11 protein-coding genes are annotated in these 12,306 nt (G+C 66.2%); 5 read left to right on the top strand and 6 right to left on the bottom strand.

Features of this window, described 5'->3' with window-relative positions:
* Positions 1-30 precede the first annotated feature (30 nt).
* Positions 31-1,074, bottom strand: coding sequence for a rod shape-determining protein (locus tag WJ542_RS02945; RefSeq protein ID WP_004189550.1), 1,044 nt, complete (start codon positions 1,072-1,074; stop codon positions 31-33).
* A 446-nt stretch (positions 1,075-1,520) separates the two neighbouring features.
* Here WJ542_RS02945 and gatC point away from each other — a divergent pair, with 446 nt between their 5' ends.
* From gatC to WJ542_RS02920, 5 genes are all read left to right on the top strand, one after another.
* Positions 1,521-1,820, top strand: a complete 300-nt coding sequence (gene gatC, locus WJ542_RS02940; protein ID WP_027793224.1) for an Asp-tRNA(Asn)/Glu-tRNA(Gln) amidotransferase subunit GatC — start codon at positions 1,521-1,523, stop codon at positions 1,818-1,820.
* A 164-nt stretch (positions 1,821-1,984) separates the two neighbouring features.
* A complete protein-coding gene (gene gatA / locus WJ542_RS02935; protein WP_411187700.1) occupies positions 1,985-3,475 on the top strand; it encodes an Asp-tRNA(Asn)/Glu-tRNA(Gln) amidotransferase subunit GatA in 1,491 nt (496 codons plus the stop codon).
* 2 nt (positions 3,476-3,477) lie between these two features.
* A complete protein-coding gene (gene gatB / locus WJ542_RS02930) occupies positions 3,478-4,968 on the top strand; it encodes an Asp-tRNA(Asn)/Glu-tRNA(Gln) amidotransferase subunit GatB (protein ID WP_411187698.1) in 1,491 nt (496 codons plus the stop codon).
* Between the two features lie 144 nt (positions 4,969-5,112).
* Positions 5,113-5,946: a polyphosphate kinase 2 family protein gene (locus WJ542_RS02925; RefSeq protein ID WP_411187696.1), complete on the top strand. Its 834-nt coding sequence runs from the start codon at positions 5,113-5,115 to the stop codon at positions 5,944-5,946.
* 57 nt (positions 5,947-6,003) lie between these two features.
* Positions 6,004-6,786: an exodeoxyribonuclease III gene (locus tag WJ542_RS02920; RefSeq protein WP_411187694.1), complete on the top strand. Its 783-nt coding sequence runs from the start codon at positions 6,004-6,006 to the stop codon at positions 6,784-6,786.
* A 45-nt stretch (positions 6,787-6,831) separates the two neighbouring features.
* Here WJ542_RS02920 and WJ542_RS02915 read toward each other — a convergent pair whose 3' ends face one another.
* The 5 genes from WJ542_RS02915 to slmA all read right to left on the bottom strand — a co-directional run bounded on the left by WJ542_RS02915 (position 6,832) and on the right by slmA (position 12,253).
* The gene (locus WJ542_RS02915) at positions 6,832-7,947 is read right to left on the bottom strand and encodes a M48 family metallopeptidase (RefSeq protein WP_411187692.1); all 1,116 of its coding nucleotides are present in this window, start codon (positions 7,945-7,947) and stop codon (positions 6,832-6,834) included.
* Positions 7,944-9,350, bottom strand: coding sequence for an AmpG family muropeptide MFS transporter (locus WJ542_RS02910; RefSeq protein WP_411187690.1), 1,407 nt, complete (start codon positions 9,348-9,350; stop codon positions 7,944-7,946). The genes WJ542_RS02915 and WJ542_RS02910 overlap by 4 nt, the downstream gene beginning before the upstream one ends.
* Positions 9,351-9,430: 80 nt before the next feature.
* On the bottom strand, positions 9,431-10,039 hold the full coding sequence (gene metW, locus WJ542_RS02905; protein ID WP_411187688.1) for a methionine biosynthesis protein MetW: 609 nt from the start codon (positions 10,037-10,039) through the stop codon (positions 9,431-9,433).
* Positions 10,036-11,181 carry a homoserine O-succinyltransferase MetX gene (metX, locus tag WJ542_RS02900; protein WP_411187686.1) on the bottom strand — a complete coding sequence of 382 codons (1,146 nt, stop codon included), beginning with the start codon at positions 11,179-11,181 and terminating at the stop codon, positions 10,036-10,038. The genes metW and metX overlap by 4 nt, the downstream gene beginning before the upstream one ends.
* 400 nt (positions 11,182-11,581) lie before the next feature.
* Entirely contained in the window at positions 11,582-12,253 is a 672-nt protein-coding gene (gene slmA, locus WJ542_RS02895; RefSeq protein WP_411187684.1) for a nucleoid occlusion factor SlmA, read from the bottom strand.
* Positions 12,254-12,306: the final 53 nt, after the last annotated feature.

The following is a 12,306-nucleotide window of genomic DNA, read 5'->3' as shown; positions in this document are numbered from 1 at the left end:
GCCGCGCCGACTGCATGGTACGCGCGGCGCTTACTCGTACGAGAAGATGCTGCCGAGCTTGTCCATGCGCTCGAGCGCCATGCCCGACCCGCGCACCACGCAGGTAAGCGGGTCTTCGGCGACGAGCACCGGCAGGCCGGTTTCCTCCGCGAGCAGACGGTCGAGGTCGCGCAGCAGCGCGCCGCCGCCCGTGAGCATCATGCCGCGTTCGGCGATGTCGGCGCCGAGTTCCGGCGGCGTTTGCTCCAGCGCGATCTTCACCGACGAGACGATCTGGTTCAGCGGGTCGGTGAGTGCTTCGAGGATTTCGTTGCTGGAGATCGTGAAGCTGCGCGGAATGCCCTCCGAGAGGTTGCGGCCCTTCACTTCCATTTCCTTGACTTCGGAGCCCGGGAACGCCGAGCCGATTTCCTTCTTGATGGCTTCGGCGGTCTGTTCGCCGATCAGCATGCCGTAGTTGCGGCGGATGTAGTTGACGATGGCTTCGTCGAACTTGTCGCCGCCTACGCGCACCGAGCCCTTGTAGACGATGCCGCCGAGCGAGATCACGCCCACTTCCGTCGTGCCGCCGCCGATGTCGACGACCATCGAGCCCGTGGCTTCCGACACCGGCAGGCCCGCGCCGATCGCGGCGGCCATCGGTTCTTCGATCAGGTAGACCTGCGAGGCGCCGGCGCCGTGCGCGGCTTCCTTGATCGCGCGGCGCTCGACCTGGGTGGAGCCGCACGGCACGCAGATGATGATGCGCGGCGACGGCGAGAACATGCGCGACTCGTGAGCGGTCTTGATGAACTGCTTGATCATCTGCTCGGTCACCGTGAAGTCGGCGATCACGCCGTCCTTCATCGGGCGGATCGCTTCGATGTTGCCCGGCACCTTGCCGAGCATCTGCTTGGCTTCCTTGCCGACCGCCTGAATCGTCTTCTTGCCGTTCGGGCCGCCTTCCTGGCGGATCGAGACGACCGACGGCTCGTCGAGCACGATACCCTTGCCGCGCATGTAGATCAGCGTGTTGGCCGTGCCGAGGTCGATCGCCAGGTCGTTGGAGAAGTAGCTACGCAGAAAACCGAACATTCAAAAATCCTGTCTCGCTTGTGGCCGACCTTCGCGACAATGGGCGAGGGCGGCAGCGGAAAAAATAACAGCGTGAGGCCGGCGCGAAGCGCGCCGCTTGGAACCTTCTGGAAACCTGACACTGCGGGAATGGTTACCGGAGGCAGCCTGGCTGAGGGTGCGCCGCTTGCGCTCCGCTCGTGCCTTTATGTGCCCCTTAGTGTGACTTCAGGCCGCAAAGTGCCTTGATCGGTGACGAAAGGCAGGCGCAAGGCGGTCCGGGTTTGGGTCGAACGCGTAATGATACCTTATAATTTTGCCTGTTTTGCACGATCCGAAAGCCACTTTTTGACACGGCCGAAGCTTTCCTCGAAAGCCGGATCCGTCGCGATAAACCGCTGTTGCAGCACCGTTTTTTCCGCACTGCCGCAACGGCCAGAGCAACCGCCATTTTTCCCGGTGACCGCATGGCCCTGACCCTGAACGATGTGAAGCGCATCGCGCACCTCGCGCGCCTCGAACTGGCCGACGCCGAAGCCGGCAATACGCTCGCACGCCTGAACGATTTTTTCGGTCTCGTCGAGCAGATGCAGGCCGTGGACACGGCCGGCATCGCTCCGCTCGCGCACCCGATCGAGCAGATCGAGGACGTGGCGCTGCGCCTGCGCGCGGACGCCGTGACCGAGACGGTCGACCGCGAAGCCTTCCAGCGCCCGGCGCCGGCGGTGCAGGACGGCCTGTACCTCGTGCCGCGCGTGATCGAGTAAGCGTTCGTTTTATTGCTGTCGCCGCCTTATCCGGCCGTCTGTCGCCTGCCGGACAAGGCGCTGCGGCGGCTCCCGTTTCCCGCGGGGCGCGGCCTGATCCGGCGCCCCGGACGGCGGTCCGGCAAGCCCGAATTCGCCGCCTTCGTTCTTCCAGGAACCACGCAATGCATGAAAAAAGCTTGACCGAACTGCGCGCCGCGCTGGCTGCCAAGGAGTGCTCCGCCGTCGAGCTGGCGCAGCTCTATCTCGGTCGGATTGACGCACATCAAGAGTTGAACGCTTTCGTCGACGTCAACCCGGAATTGACGCTTGCGCAGGCAAAGGCCGCCGATGCGCGCCTTGCGGCCGGCGAAAACGGCCCGCTGCTCGGCCTGCCGATCGCGCACAAGGACGTGTTCGTCACGCGCGGCTGGCGTTCGACGGCCGGCTCGAAGATGCTCGAGAACTACGTGAGCCCGTTCGACGCGACCGTCGTCGAGCGCCTTGAGCGCGCGGGCATGGTGTGCGTCGGCAAGACCAACATGGACGAATTCGCGATGGGCTCGTCCAACGAGAACTCGCATTTCGGCGCCGTGCAGAACCCGTGGGACCGCAAGGCGGTGCCGGGCGGTTCGTCGGGCGGCTCGGCCGCGGCCGTGGCGGCGCGCCTCGCGGCCGCCGCGACCGGCACGGACACGGGCGGCTCGATCCGTCAGCCCGCGTCGTTCTCGGGCGTCACCGGCATCAAGCCGACCTATGGCCGCGTGTCGCGCTACGGCATGATCGCGTTCGCCTCGTCGCTCGACCAGGGCGGCCCGTTCGCACAGAGCGCCGCCGACTGCGGCCTGCTGCTCAACGCGATGGCGGGCTTCGACGAGCGCGACTCGACGAGCCTCACCCACGATCACGAGGACTACGCGCGCCATCTGGGCGAGGCGTGGAGCGCCGGCGCCCCGGCCGGCAAGCCGCTCGCCGGCCTGCGCATCGGCCTGCCGAAGGAGTACTTCGGCGTGGGCCTCGCCGACGACGTGCGCGCGGCCATCGACGCGGCGCTGAAGGTCTACGAGTCGCTCGGCGCGACGCTCGTGGAGGTGACGCTGCCGAAGACCGAGTTGTCGATCCCCGTGTACTACGTGATCGCCCCGGCGGAAGCCTCGTCGAACCTCTCGCGCTTCGACGGCGTGCGCTACGGCCACCGCGCGGCCGAGTACCGCGACCTGCTCGACATGTACAAGAAGTCGCGCGCCGAGGGCTTCGGCCCCGAGGTGAAGCGCCGCATTCTGGTGGGCACGTACGTGCTTTCGCACGGCTACTACGACGCCTATTACCTGCAGGCGCAGAAGATCCGCCGCATCATCGCGCAGGACTTCCAGGAGGCGTTCAAGCAGTGCGACGTCATCATGGGGCCGGTCGCGCCGAGCGTGGCCTGGGACATCGGCGCGAAGGGCGACGATCCGCTGCAGATGTATCTCGCGGACATCTACACCCTCTCGACGAGCCTCGCGGGCCTGCCCGGCATGAGCGTGCCGTGCGGCTTCGGCGCGGGCGCGAACGCGCAACGGCCGGTCGGTCTGCAGATCGTCGGCAACTATTTCAACGAGGCCCGCATGCTGCAGGTCGCCGACGCCTTCCAGCGCGCGACCGACTGGCATCGCAAGGCGCCGGCAGAGGTGTGAACATGGCAACAACGCAATGGGAAGTCGTCATCGGTCTGGAGACGCACACGCAGCTTTCAACCGCGTCGAAAATCTTTTCGGGCGCATCGACGCAGTTCGGCGCGGCCCCTAATACGCAGGCCTGCCCCGTCGATCTCGCGCTGCCGGGCGTGCTGCCGGTGATGAACCGCGGCGCCGTGGAGCGCGCGATCCGCTTCGGCCTCGCGATCGGCGCGACGGTGGCGCCGCGCAGCATTTTCGCGCGCAAGAATTACTTCTACCCGGATTTGCCGAAGGGCTACCAGATCAGCCAGTACGAGATTCCGGTCGTGCAGGGCGGTCAGATCACGATTCAGGTGCCGGCCAACGAGAAGGCGGGCAAGGAAGCGTACGAGAAGACCATCAATCTCACGCGCGCCCACCTGGAAGAAGACGCCGGCAAGTCGCTGCACGAAGACTTCGCGGGCATGACGGGCATCGACCTGAACCGCGCGGGCACGCCGCTGCTCGAAATTGTTACAGAACCTGAAATGCGCAGCGCGGCGGAGGCGGTTGCTTACGCGAAGTCGCTGCACACGCTCGTGGTCTGGCTCGGCATCTGCGACGGCAACATGCAGGAAGGCTCGTTCCGCTGCGACGCGAACGTCTCCGTGCGCCCGGTCGGCCAGAAGGAATTCGGCACGCGCGCCGAGATCAAGAACCTGAACTCGTTCCGTTTCCTCGAAGAGGCGATCCAGTACGAAGTGCGCCGCCAGATCGAACTGATCGAGGACGGCGGCACCGTCGTGCAGGAAACGCGTCTCTACGATCCGGACAAGCGCGAGACGCGCTCGATGCGCAGCAAGGAAGACGCGCACGACTACCGCTACTTCCCCGACCCCGACCTCATGCCGCTCGTGATCGATGCCGCATGGGCCGAGCGCGTGAAGGGCGAGATGCCCGAACTGCCCGCGACGATGCAGACGCGCTTCGTGGAGCAGTACGGCGTGACGCCGTACGATGCGGGCGTGCTCACGTCGAGCAAGGCGATGGCGGCGTATTTCGAGGCCGTCGTCGCGAAGACGGGGGCCAACCCGGACAAAACGCAGGCGAAGTCGGCCGCGAACTGGCTGATGGGCGAAGTCTCGTCGCAACTGAACCGCGAAGGCCTCGAGATCGACGCCTCGCCGGTCACGGCGGAGCAGTTCGCGCTCTTGCTGCAGCGCATCGCCGACGGCACGATCTCGAACAAGATCGCGAAGGAAGTGTTCCTCGCGATGTGGGAAGAGAAGGCCGAGGGCGCGGACGCCGCCGACCGCATCATCGAAGCGAAGGGGCTCAAGCAGATCTCGGACACGGGCGCGCTCGAAGCGATCATCGACGAGGTGCTGGCCGCGAACGCGAAGTCGGTGGAGGAGTACCGCGCGGGCAAGGAAAAGGCGTTCAACGCGCTGATCGGCCAGGCGATGAAGGCCACGAAGGGCAAGGCCAATCCGCAGCAGGTGAACGAGCTGCTGAAGAAAAAGCTATCCTGAGCGTTCGTTTGCTCATCCATGGCAGGCTTCGACAGGGCGGTGCTGCGGGTCGACGGACCGCGCAGCGCCGCCCTGCCGTTTGAGGCGTCGCCCGCGCAAGGCGTCTGGCATAAGACGTCCGGCAGAAGAACAGGAGAACCATGCATGGCGAAGTCCCCGAGTCTCGACGATTACCGCGTGCCGTATTTCGGCGACAAGGCGGAGACGTTTTCGCTCGACGCGATCGATCCGGCGGCCAAGCCGTTCTCCAGGGGCAGCAAGGAAGGCGACCGCGACCGGCTGGCCGAGATCGGCGCGAAGATCGACGTGCAGCAGGAGCGCCTGCACGCACAGCGTCACCAGCGCGTGCTGCTCGTGCTGCAGGGCATGGACACGAGCGGCAAGGACGGCACGATACGCGGCGTGTTCCACGAGGTCGATCCGCTCGGCCTGCGCATCGTGGCGTTTCGCGCGCCCACGCCCATCGAGCTCTCTCGCGACTTTCTGTGGCGCGTGCATCTGCAGGTGCCCGCCGCGGGCGAGCTCGCCATCTTCAACCGCAGCCACTACGAAGACGTGCTGGTGCCGCGCGTGATGGGCCAGATCGATGAAGCCGAATGCGAGCGGCGCTTTCGCCAGATTCGCGATTTCGAGGCCATGCTCGCGGAAACGGGCACGACCATCATCAAGTGCCTGCTGCACATCTCGAAGGACGAGCAGAAGAGCCGTATCCAGGCGCGCATCGACGATCCGACCAAACACTGGAAGTTCGACGTCTCCGACCTCGAGGCGCGCAAGCACTGGGACGCGTATGGGGCGGCCTACCGCGACGCGCTCGCGGCTACCTCAACTGAATACGCGCCGTGGTACGTGGTTCCGGCGGATTCGAAGTCGCATCGCAACCTGATGGTGGCCGAACTGCTGCTGCGTCTCATGGAAAGCCTCAAGCTCGACTATCCGCCCGCGAAGCCGGAACTGAAGGGCCTCACGATCGAATAGGTCAACACCTGGCCTGGACCTGGCCGATATCAGGCCGAAACCATAAGGAAACGGAACATGCTGCGTGTGATTACCGCCAACCTCAACGGCATCCGTTCGGCGGCGAAGAAAGGCTTCTTCGAATGGTTCGGAGAGCAGAAGGCCGACGTGCTGTGTGTGCAGGAAATCAAGTGCTCGCAGGACGACATGACGCCCGAGTTCCTCGCGCCGCACGATTTCAAGGGCTATTTCCAGCACGCCGTGAAGAAGGGCTACAGCGGCGCGGGCCTCTATACGCGCCACGAACCCGACGACGTGATCATCGGCTTCGGCAGCGAGGAGTTCGATCCCGAAGGGCGCTATGTCGAGGCGCGCTTCGGCAAGCTCTCGATCGTTTCGGTGTACGTGCCGTCGGGGTCGAGCGGCGAGGAGCGCCAGGAGGCGAAATACCGCTTCATGGACGAGTTCATGCCGCATCTGGCCGAGCTCAAAGGCGCCGGGCGCGAGGTGGTCGTGTGCGGCGACGTGAACATCGTCCACAAGGAAATCGACATCAAGAACTGGAAGGGCAACCAGAAGAACTCCGGCTGCCTGCCCGAAGAGCGGGCATGGCTCACGAAGCTGTTCGACGAAGTGGGCTACGTGGACGTGTTCCGCACGCTCGACTCGCGCGCCGAGCAGTACACGTGGTGGAGCAACCGCGGCCAGGCCTACGCGAAGAACGTGGGGTGGCGTATCGACTACGAGATCGCCACGCCCGGCATTGCGGCCACCGCGAAGCGCACGTCGATCTTCAGGGACATCAAGTTCAGCGACCACGCGCCGCTCACCATCGACTACGACTGGAAGGCGAAGTCGTAAGCGCCGACCCGCGGGAAACCGCGGGGCAAAGGCGGCGCTTACGTTTCAGGGCGCCGCCACCTTGCGCCGCTGCGGCACGGCGATGCCCGCGTAGTCGGGCAGTTCGTCGAGCGGCTTGCCGATCGCCTTGGCGTAGAGCGGCAGCATGTCGGGCAGGCGCTTGATGATGTCCGCGCGCCGCGCCGGCGTGTACGGATGGACGTAGATGAAGCCATCGTCGCGGTCGCTTTTCGTCGCGAGGGCCAGCTTGTCCCACAGTGTGACGGCCGCGCGCGGGTCGAAGCCCGCGCGGGAGGCGATGTCGCTGCCGATCACGTCGGCTTCGGTTTCGTCGGCGTTGCCGTAGTGCATCTCGTAGAGCTGCGAGCCGATGCCGAGCGGAAATACGCCCAGATCCGCAAGCCCGAACAACTGCGGCACCGTGCCGGCTTCGATCTGCGCCGACTGCTGCTCGCCCAGGCGCTCGCGCAGATGCTCGCGCACCGCGTGCGCGATCTCGTGGCCGAGCAGCATGCCAAACTCGTTGTCGTTGAGCTTCACGCGGTCGAGCAGGCCGCTGTACACCACGATCTTGCCGCCCGGCAGGCAGTACATGCGGATATCGGGCGAGCGGATCACCGCCACTTCCCATTTCCAGTTCTTCACCCGGTCGCTCCACTTCTGCGCATAGGGTGCGAGACGGTCGACGAACTGGCGCACGCGCTGCACGCGCGGATCGGTGTCGGGGTAGAGGCGGTCCGAGTGCGCGGCGCCGCGCACGATCTCGGCGTACTCGGCGGCGGCCTGGGCCTCCAGCGCCGGCGACGGAATCAGGTTGCGAAACAGGGCGCTCTGGCCAAGGCGAACCTCGCGGCTCGCGTTTTGCGCGGCGGCGCTCGACGCCTCTTGCGCCGCGCTTGCGCTGCCTTCGGCCTGGGCGCCTTGCGCACCGCCTTGTGGCTGGGCCTGGACAGACGGCTCGGCCCCGGAGGCCGCCCCCGAAGGCGTAGCCGGAGCGGCGGGCGGCACCGTGGGCGCGGCGTTCTCGGCGAGCGCCCACGGAGCGGGCCAGGTCGCCAGCACCGCAAGCGCCATTGCGAGCGCGCGCACGCGTACCGCGCCCCGGCGCGCACGGCGTCGGGTCCGGAACCGGTCGAGGACGGCAGGCAGGGACGGGATCACGTCCGGATTCTCCACGGGGCGATACGAACGAGCAGGAGCATACCCGGTACGGCCAAAGCCGTGCACACGACGAAGTAATCAAACCAGCCGATTTTCGCGACCACGTAGCCGCTCGCCGCCGAGGCGAGCGTGCGCGGCACCGAGGCGAGGCTCGTGAAGAGCGCGAACTGCGTGGCGGTATAGCGCGGATCGGTGGTGCTGGCGATATAGGCGGTGAAGGCGGCGAGCGTGAGCCCCGTCGCGAAAGTCTCGAAGCCGTACACGAGCGCGAGCGCCACGGCGCGCGGGTCGAGCGCGACGTGCGCCGCGATGCCGAGCGCGGACGCCGCTTGCGCAACGGCATGGCTCACGGCGAGAACGCCGTCATAGATCGTGGCGAGCGACGCGGAACCGGGCCCGAGCTGCGCGAGCCACGCGAAGCCGAGCGTCGAGACGATCTGCAGGAGGCCGAAGATCCACAGTCCCCGCCCGATGCCGATCTTCACGAGCGCCACGCCGCCGATGATGCCGCCCGCGAGGCTCGCGCCGAACGCCGTCATCTTGGCGATCACGCCGATCTCGGTGCGCGTGTAGCCGATGTCGAGGAAGAACGACGTCGAGAGCGTGGTGGCCATCGTATCGCCGAGCTTGTAGAGAAAGATGAACGCCAGCACGAAGAGCGCGCCGGTCCAGCCGTCGCGCTGCACGAACTCGGCGAACGGCTGGACGATTGCCTCGCGCAGATTCTTCGGCGGCGCGCCGTGCACCTCGGGCTCGCTCACCACGAGCGACATGATCATGCCCGGAATCATGAACGCCGCCGTGACGGCGAACACCGTGCTCCACGGCAGATGGTCGGAGAGGATCAGCGCAAGCGAGCCCGGCACGAGCGCGGCGATCTTGTACGCGTTCACGTGGACGGCGTTGCCGAGGCCCTGCTGGGTATCCGTGAGCAGCTCGCGCCGGTAGGCGTCGATGGCGATGTCCTGGCTCGCGCCAAAGAACGCGACGAGCGCCGTGAGCGCGGCCACGGTCCAGATCGAATCCTTCGGCGAAACGAAGCCGAGCGTCGCGATCGCGCCCGCCACGAGAATCTGCGTGACCAGCATCCAGCCGCGCCGGCGCCCCGGACGCCAGCCCGGCAGACGCGGCACGTAGCGGTCCATGAGCGGGGCCCAGACGAACTTCCAGGTGTAGGGGAACTGGATCAGCGCGAAGAGGCCGATCTCTTTCAGATTCACGCCTTCGGAGCGCAGCCACGCCTGCACGAGGTAGACGAGCGTGAAGAGCGGCAGCCCCGAAGTGAAGCCGAGGAACACGCAGATCAGCATGTGCGTGTTCAGGTACGCGCGCCAGCCGGGATGGTCTTCGTGAGCGGCGATGTGATCGATGCGGGAGGGGGCCTCGTGGGGCGGATTCGGCATGTCGTCGTCAGCGGCGGCGGCGGTTTTTATGGGTCCGGGTTAAAAATGCGCCGCCGCTGCCTGGGTTCAGCCGGCTGACGTCATTTTTTCTTCACGCGATAGACCGCAAGACTACCACGCCAGTTCACACCCCATCGAACGGTCTGACCGCCATGCAGCACTGCGCGGTCGAGAATTTCGATGCCCACTTCGGGCGCGAGCGCCTCGAAATCCTTCACCGTGAGCACGCGCACGTTCGGCGTGTTGTGCCACTGGTAAGGCAGCGACTTCGACACCGGCATGCGCCCGCGCAGCACCGAAAGCCGGTGCGGCCAGTAGCCGAAGTTCGGGAACGACACGATGCATTCCTTGCCCACGCGAGCCGTCTCGCGCAGGATCGCGGCGGTCTGGTGGATGGTCTGCAGCGTCTGCGAGAGGATCGCGAAATCGAAGCTCGCGTCTTCGAAGAGGCGCAGGCCGTCTTCCAGATTCTGCTGGATCACGTTGATGCCGTTCGCCACCGAGGCGAGCACGCCCGCGTCGTTGAGCTCGATGCCGTAGCCCGTGCATTCGAGCTCCTCGCCGAGCAGCGAGAGCAGCGCGCCGTCGCCGCAACCCAGGTCGAGCACCTTCGAGCGCGGTTCGATCCAGCGCGCGATGGTGCGGAAGTCGGGACGGGCGGAAAGACTGTCGAAAGCGCTCGGGTTCATGCGCCCACCTCGCTGGCAATGCGTTCGTAGTAAGCGCGCATGACACCGTGATAGCGCGCGTCGTCGAGCAGGAATGCGTCGTGGCCGTGCGGCGCGTCGATCTCCGCGTAGGTCACCTGGCGCTTGTGGTCGAGCAGCGCCTTCACGAGTTCGCGCGAGCGCGCGGGTGCGAAGCGCCAGTCGGTCGAGAAACTCGCCACCAGGTACTTCGCCTTCGTGTGCGCGAGCGCCCTGGTGAGGTCGCCGTCGTAGGACTTGGCCGGATCGAAATAGTCGAGCGCGCGTGTGATCAGCAGATACGTGTTCGCGTCGAAGTAGTCGGCGAACTTGTCGCCCTGGTAGCGCAGGTAGGACTCCACCTCGAACTCCACGTCGAAGTTGAAGTTGTAGGCGTCTACGGCGCCCTCTGCGCGGCGCAGCGCGCGGCCGAATTTCTCCGCCATGTCGTCGTCGGAGAGATAGGTGATGTGGCCGATCATGCGCGCCACGCGCAGGCCGCGCTTCGGCTTCACGCCGTGCGCGTAGTAGTCGCCGCCATGAAAGTCGGGGTCCGAAAGAATCGCCGAGCGCGCGACCTCGTTGAACGCGATGTTCTGCGCCGAGAGCTTGGGCGTGGAGGCGATCACGATGCAGTGGCCAAGCCGGTCCGGATAGCGCAGACTCCACGCGAGCGCCTGCATGCCGCCGAGGCTGCCGCCCATCACGGCGGCGAACTTCTCGATGCCGAAGCGGTCGGCCACCCGCGCCTGGGCGTCCACCCAGTCTTCGACGGTGACGACCGGAAACTTCGCGCCGTACGGCTGGCCGGTGGCCGGGTCGACGCTCATCGGGCCGGTCGAGCCGAAGCACGAGCCCAGGTTGTTCACGCCGATCACGAAGAAGCGGTTGGTGTCGAGCGGCTTGCCCGGCCCGACCATGTTGTCCCACCAGCCCACGTTTTTGGGGTCGTCCGCATGGACGCCCGCGACGTGATGCGACGCGTTGAGCGCGTGACAGACGAGCACCGCGTTGCTGCGCGCGGCATTGAGCGTGCCGTAGGTTTCGACCACGAGGTCGTAACCGGCCAAGGCCATGCCGTTCTGCAGTTGCAGGGGCTCGTCGAAATGCAGTGTTTGTGGAGCGACGACGCCGATCGATTCCATTCGTTCCGCCTTGTCTTCGGGCGGCTAAACGGTGTCGGCGGGGCGCGGAGTGCGAAGGATTGGCGCGGCTGACGACCTCTTTAGCCGCATTTGTAATGAACCCGCGAGCGTTGGCTCAGAGGTTCGCGCGCCCGCAATCGAGTCAGCAAATCGGCGCGACGGTGTTTCAAAACGAACGCAAAGTATAGCGGAAAACGCGCCCGGCGAGGGGCTGGCCGACGCCTTGGCGCGCGGCCGCGCGCGATGAGCCAGCCCAAATGGCGGAGAGGCCGGAGAGACGCGGCAGGGGAGCGGTGGGCAGCGGACGGTTCATGCGGTTCTTCTCCTGGTGACGAAGCGCGGGACCGGCCCGGGCCGCGGCCCGCGAAACAGCGGCGGCCCGGGCTGTGCCTGGCGCGTGTTACTGAAGAATGACGCGAATCTGTTCGTCGGCGTGCTCGCTCGGAGAGCGCGTGAAGCCGCTCTGCGCGTAGCGGTGCCAGCAGCCGATCACATAGCGGACGACCAGATTCGCGCGTACAGCCGGATCGTACCCTTTCGGCAGGGCCGCTGCGCCGGCGGTGCTTTCACCCTGCTCGGCCTCGGCGACGCTCACGCGCAGGCACTGGCGCAGCGACGCCTCGATGCGGTCGAGCATCTGGTTCACGCGCTCGGCGAGCCGTTCGTGCTCGCCCACGAGGGCCTCGCAGGTCAGCACGCGCGTCATGCCGGCGTTCTTGGTGGAGAAGTTGATGAGCATGAGCGCAATGGCGCGAGCCTGGAGCACGCCGCTCGGCTCCTTCGCGACGATCTGGTTGATGAGCGCGAAGAGCGTCTGCTCGATGAAATCGATCAGACCTTCGTACATCTGGGCCTTGCTCGCGAAGTGGCGATAGAGCGCGGCCTCCGAAACGCCGATTCGCGCGGCCAGCGAAGCCGTGGTGATCTTTTCGCCGCGCGGCGTCTCGAGCATCGAGGCGAGCGTCTGGAGAATGTGGACGCGGCGTTCGCCCGGTTTCGGGCGGGCGGCGCGGCGAACCACGCCGGGTGGGTCGGTTGTTACGACTGCGTCACGCGTTTCGGTTGGCTGCATGAATGTCGCCCTCGTCTTTCGCCCCGGACGTGCTGCGTTCCGGCGCTTGCGTC

It is taken from the genome of Paraburkholderia yinzeri (assembly GCF_046581065.1).
GTDB lineage: Bacteria > Pseudomonadota > Gammaproteobacteria > Burkholderiales > Burkholderiaceae > Paraburkholderia.
The sequence above is the reverse complement of the archived record's forward strand: the minus strand, read 5'-3'. Positions and strand labels throughout refer to the sequence as shown.

Excerpts from the sequence above, each read along its gene's own strand:
- WJ542_RS02945 (WP_004189550.1), bottom strand. The coding sequence starts at position 1,074 with ATGTTCGGTTTTCTGCGTAGCTACTTCTCCAACGACCTGGCGATCGAC.
- gatC (WP_027793224.1), top strand. The coding sequence starts at position 1,521 with ATGGCCCTGACCCTGAACGATGTGAAGCGCATCGCGCACCTCGCGCGC.
- gatA (WP_411187700.1), top strand. The coding sequence starts at position 1,985 with ATGCATGAAAAAAGCTTGACCGAACTGCGCGCCGCGCTGGCTGCCAAG.
- gatB (WP_411187698.1), top strand. The coding sequence starts at position 3,478 with ATGGCAACAACGCAATGGGAAGTCGTCATCGGTCTGGAGACGCACACG.
- WJ542_RS02925 (WP_411187696.1), top strand. The coding sequence starts at position 5,113 with ATGGCGAAGTCCCCGAGTCTCGACGATTACCGCGTGCCGTATTTCGGC.
- WJ542_RS02920 (WP_411187694.1), top strand. The coding sequence starts at position 6,004 with ATGCTGCGTGTGATTACCGCCAACCTCAACGGCATCCGTTCGGCGGCG.
- WJ542_RS02910 (WP_411187690.1), bottom strand. The coding sequence starts at position 9,350 with ATGCCGAATCCGCCCCACGAGGCCCCCTCCCGCATCGATCACATCGCC.
- metW (WP_411187688.1), bottom strand. The coding sequence starts at position 10,039 with ATGAACCCGAGCGCTTTCGACAGTCTTTCCGCCCGTCCCGACTTCCGC.
- metX (WP_411187686.1), bottom strand. The coding sequence starts at position 11,181 with ATGGAATCGATCGGCGTCGTCGCTCCACAAACACTGCATTTCGACGAG.
- slmA (WP_411187684.1), bottom strand. The coding sequence starts at position 12,253 with ATGCAGCCAACCGAAACGCGTGACGCAGTCGTAACAACCGACCCACCC.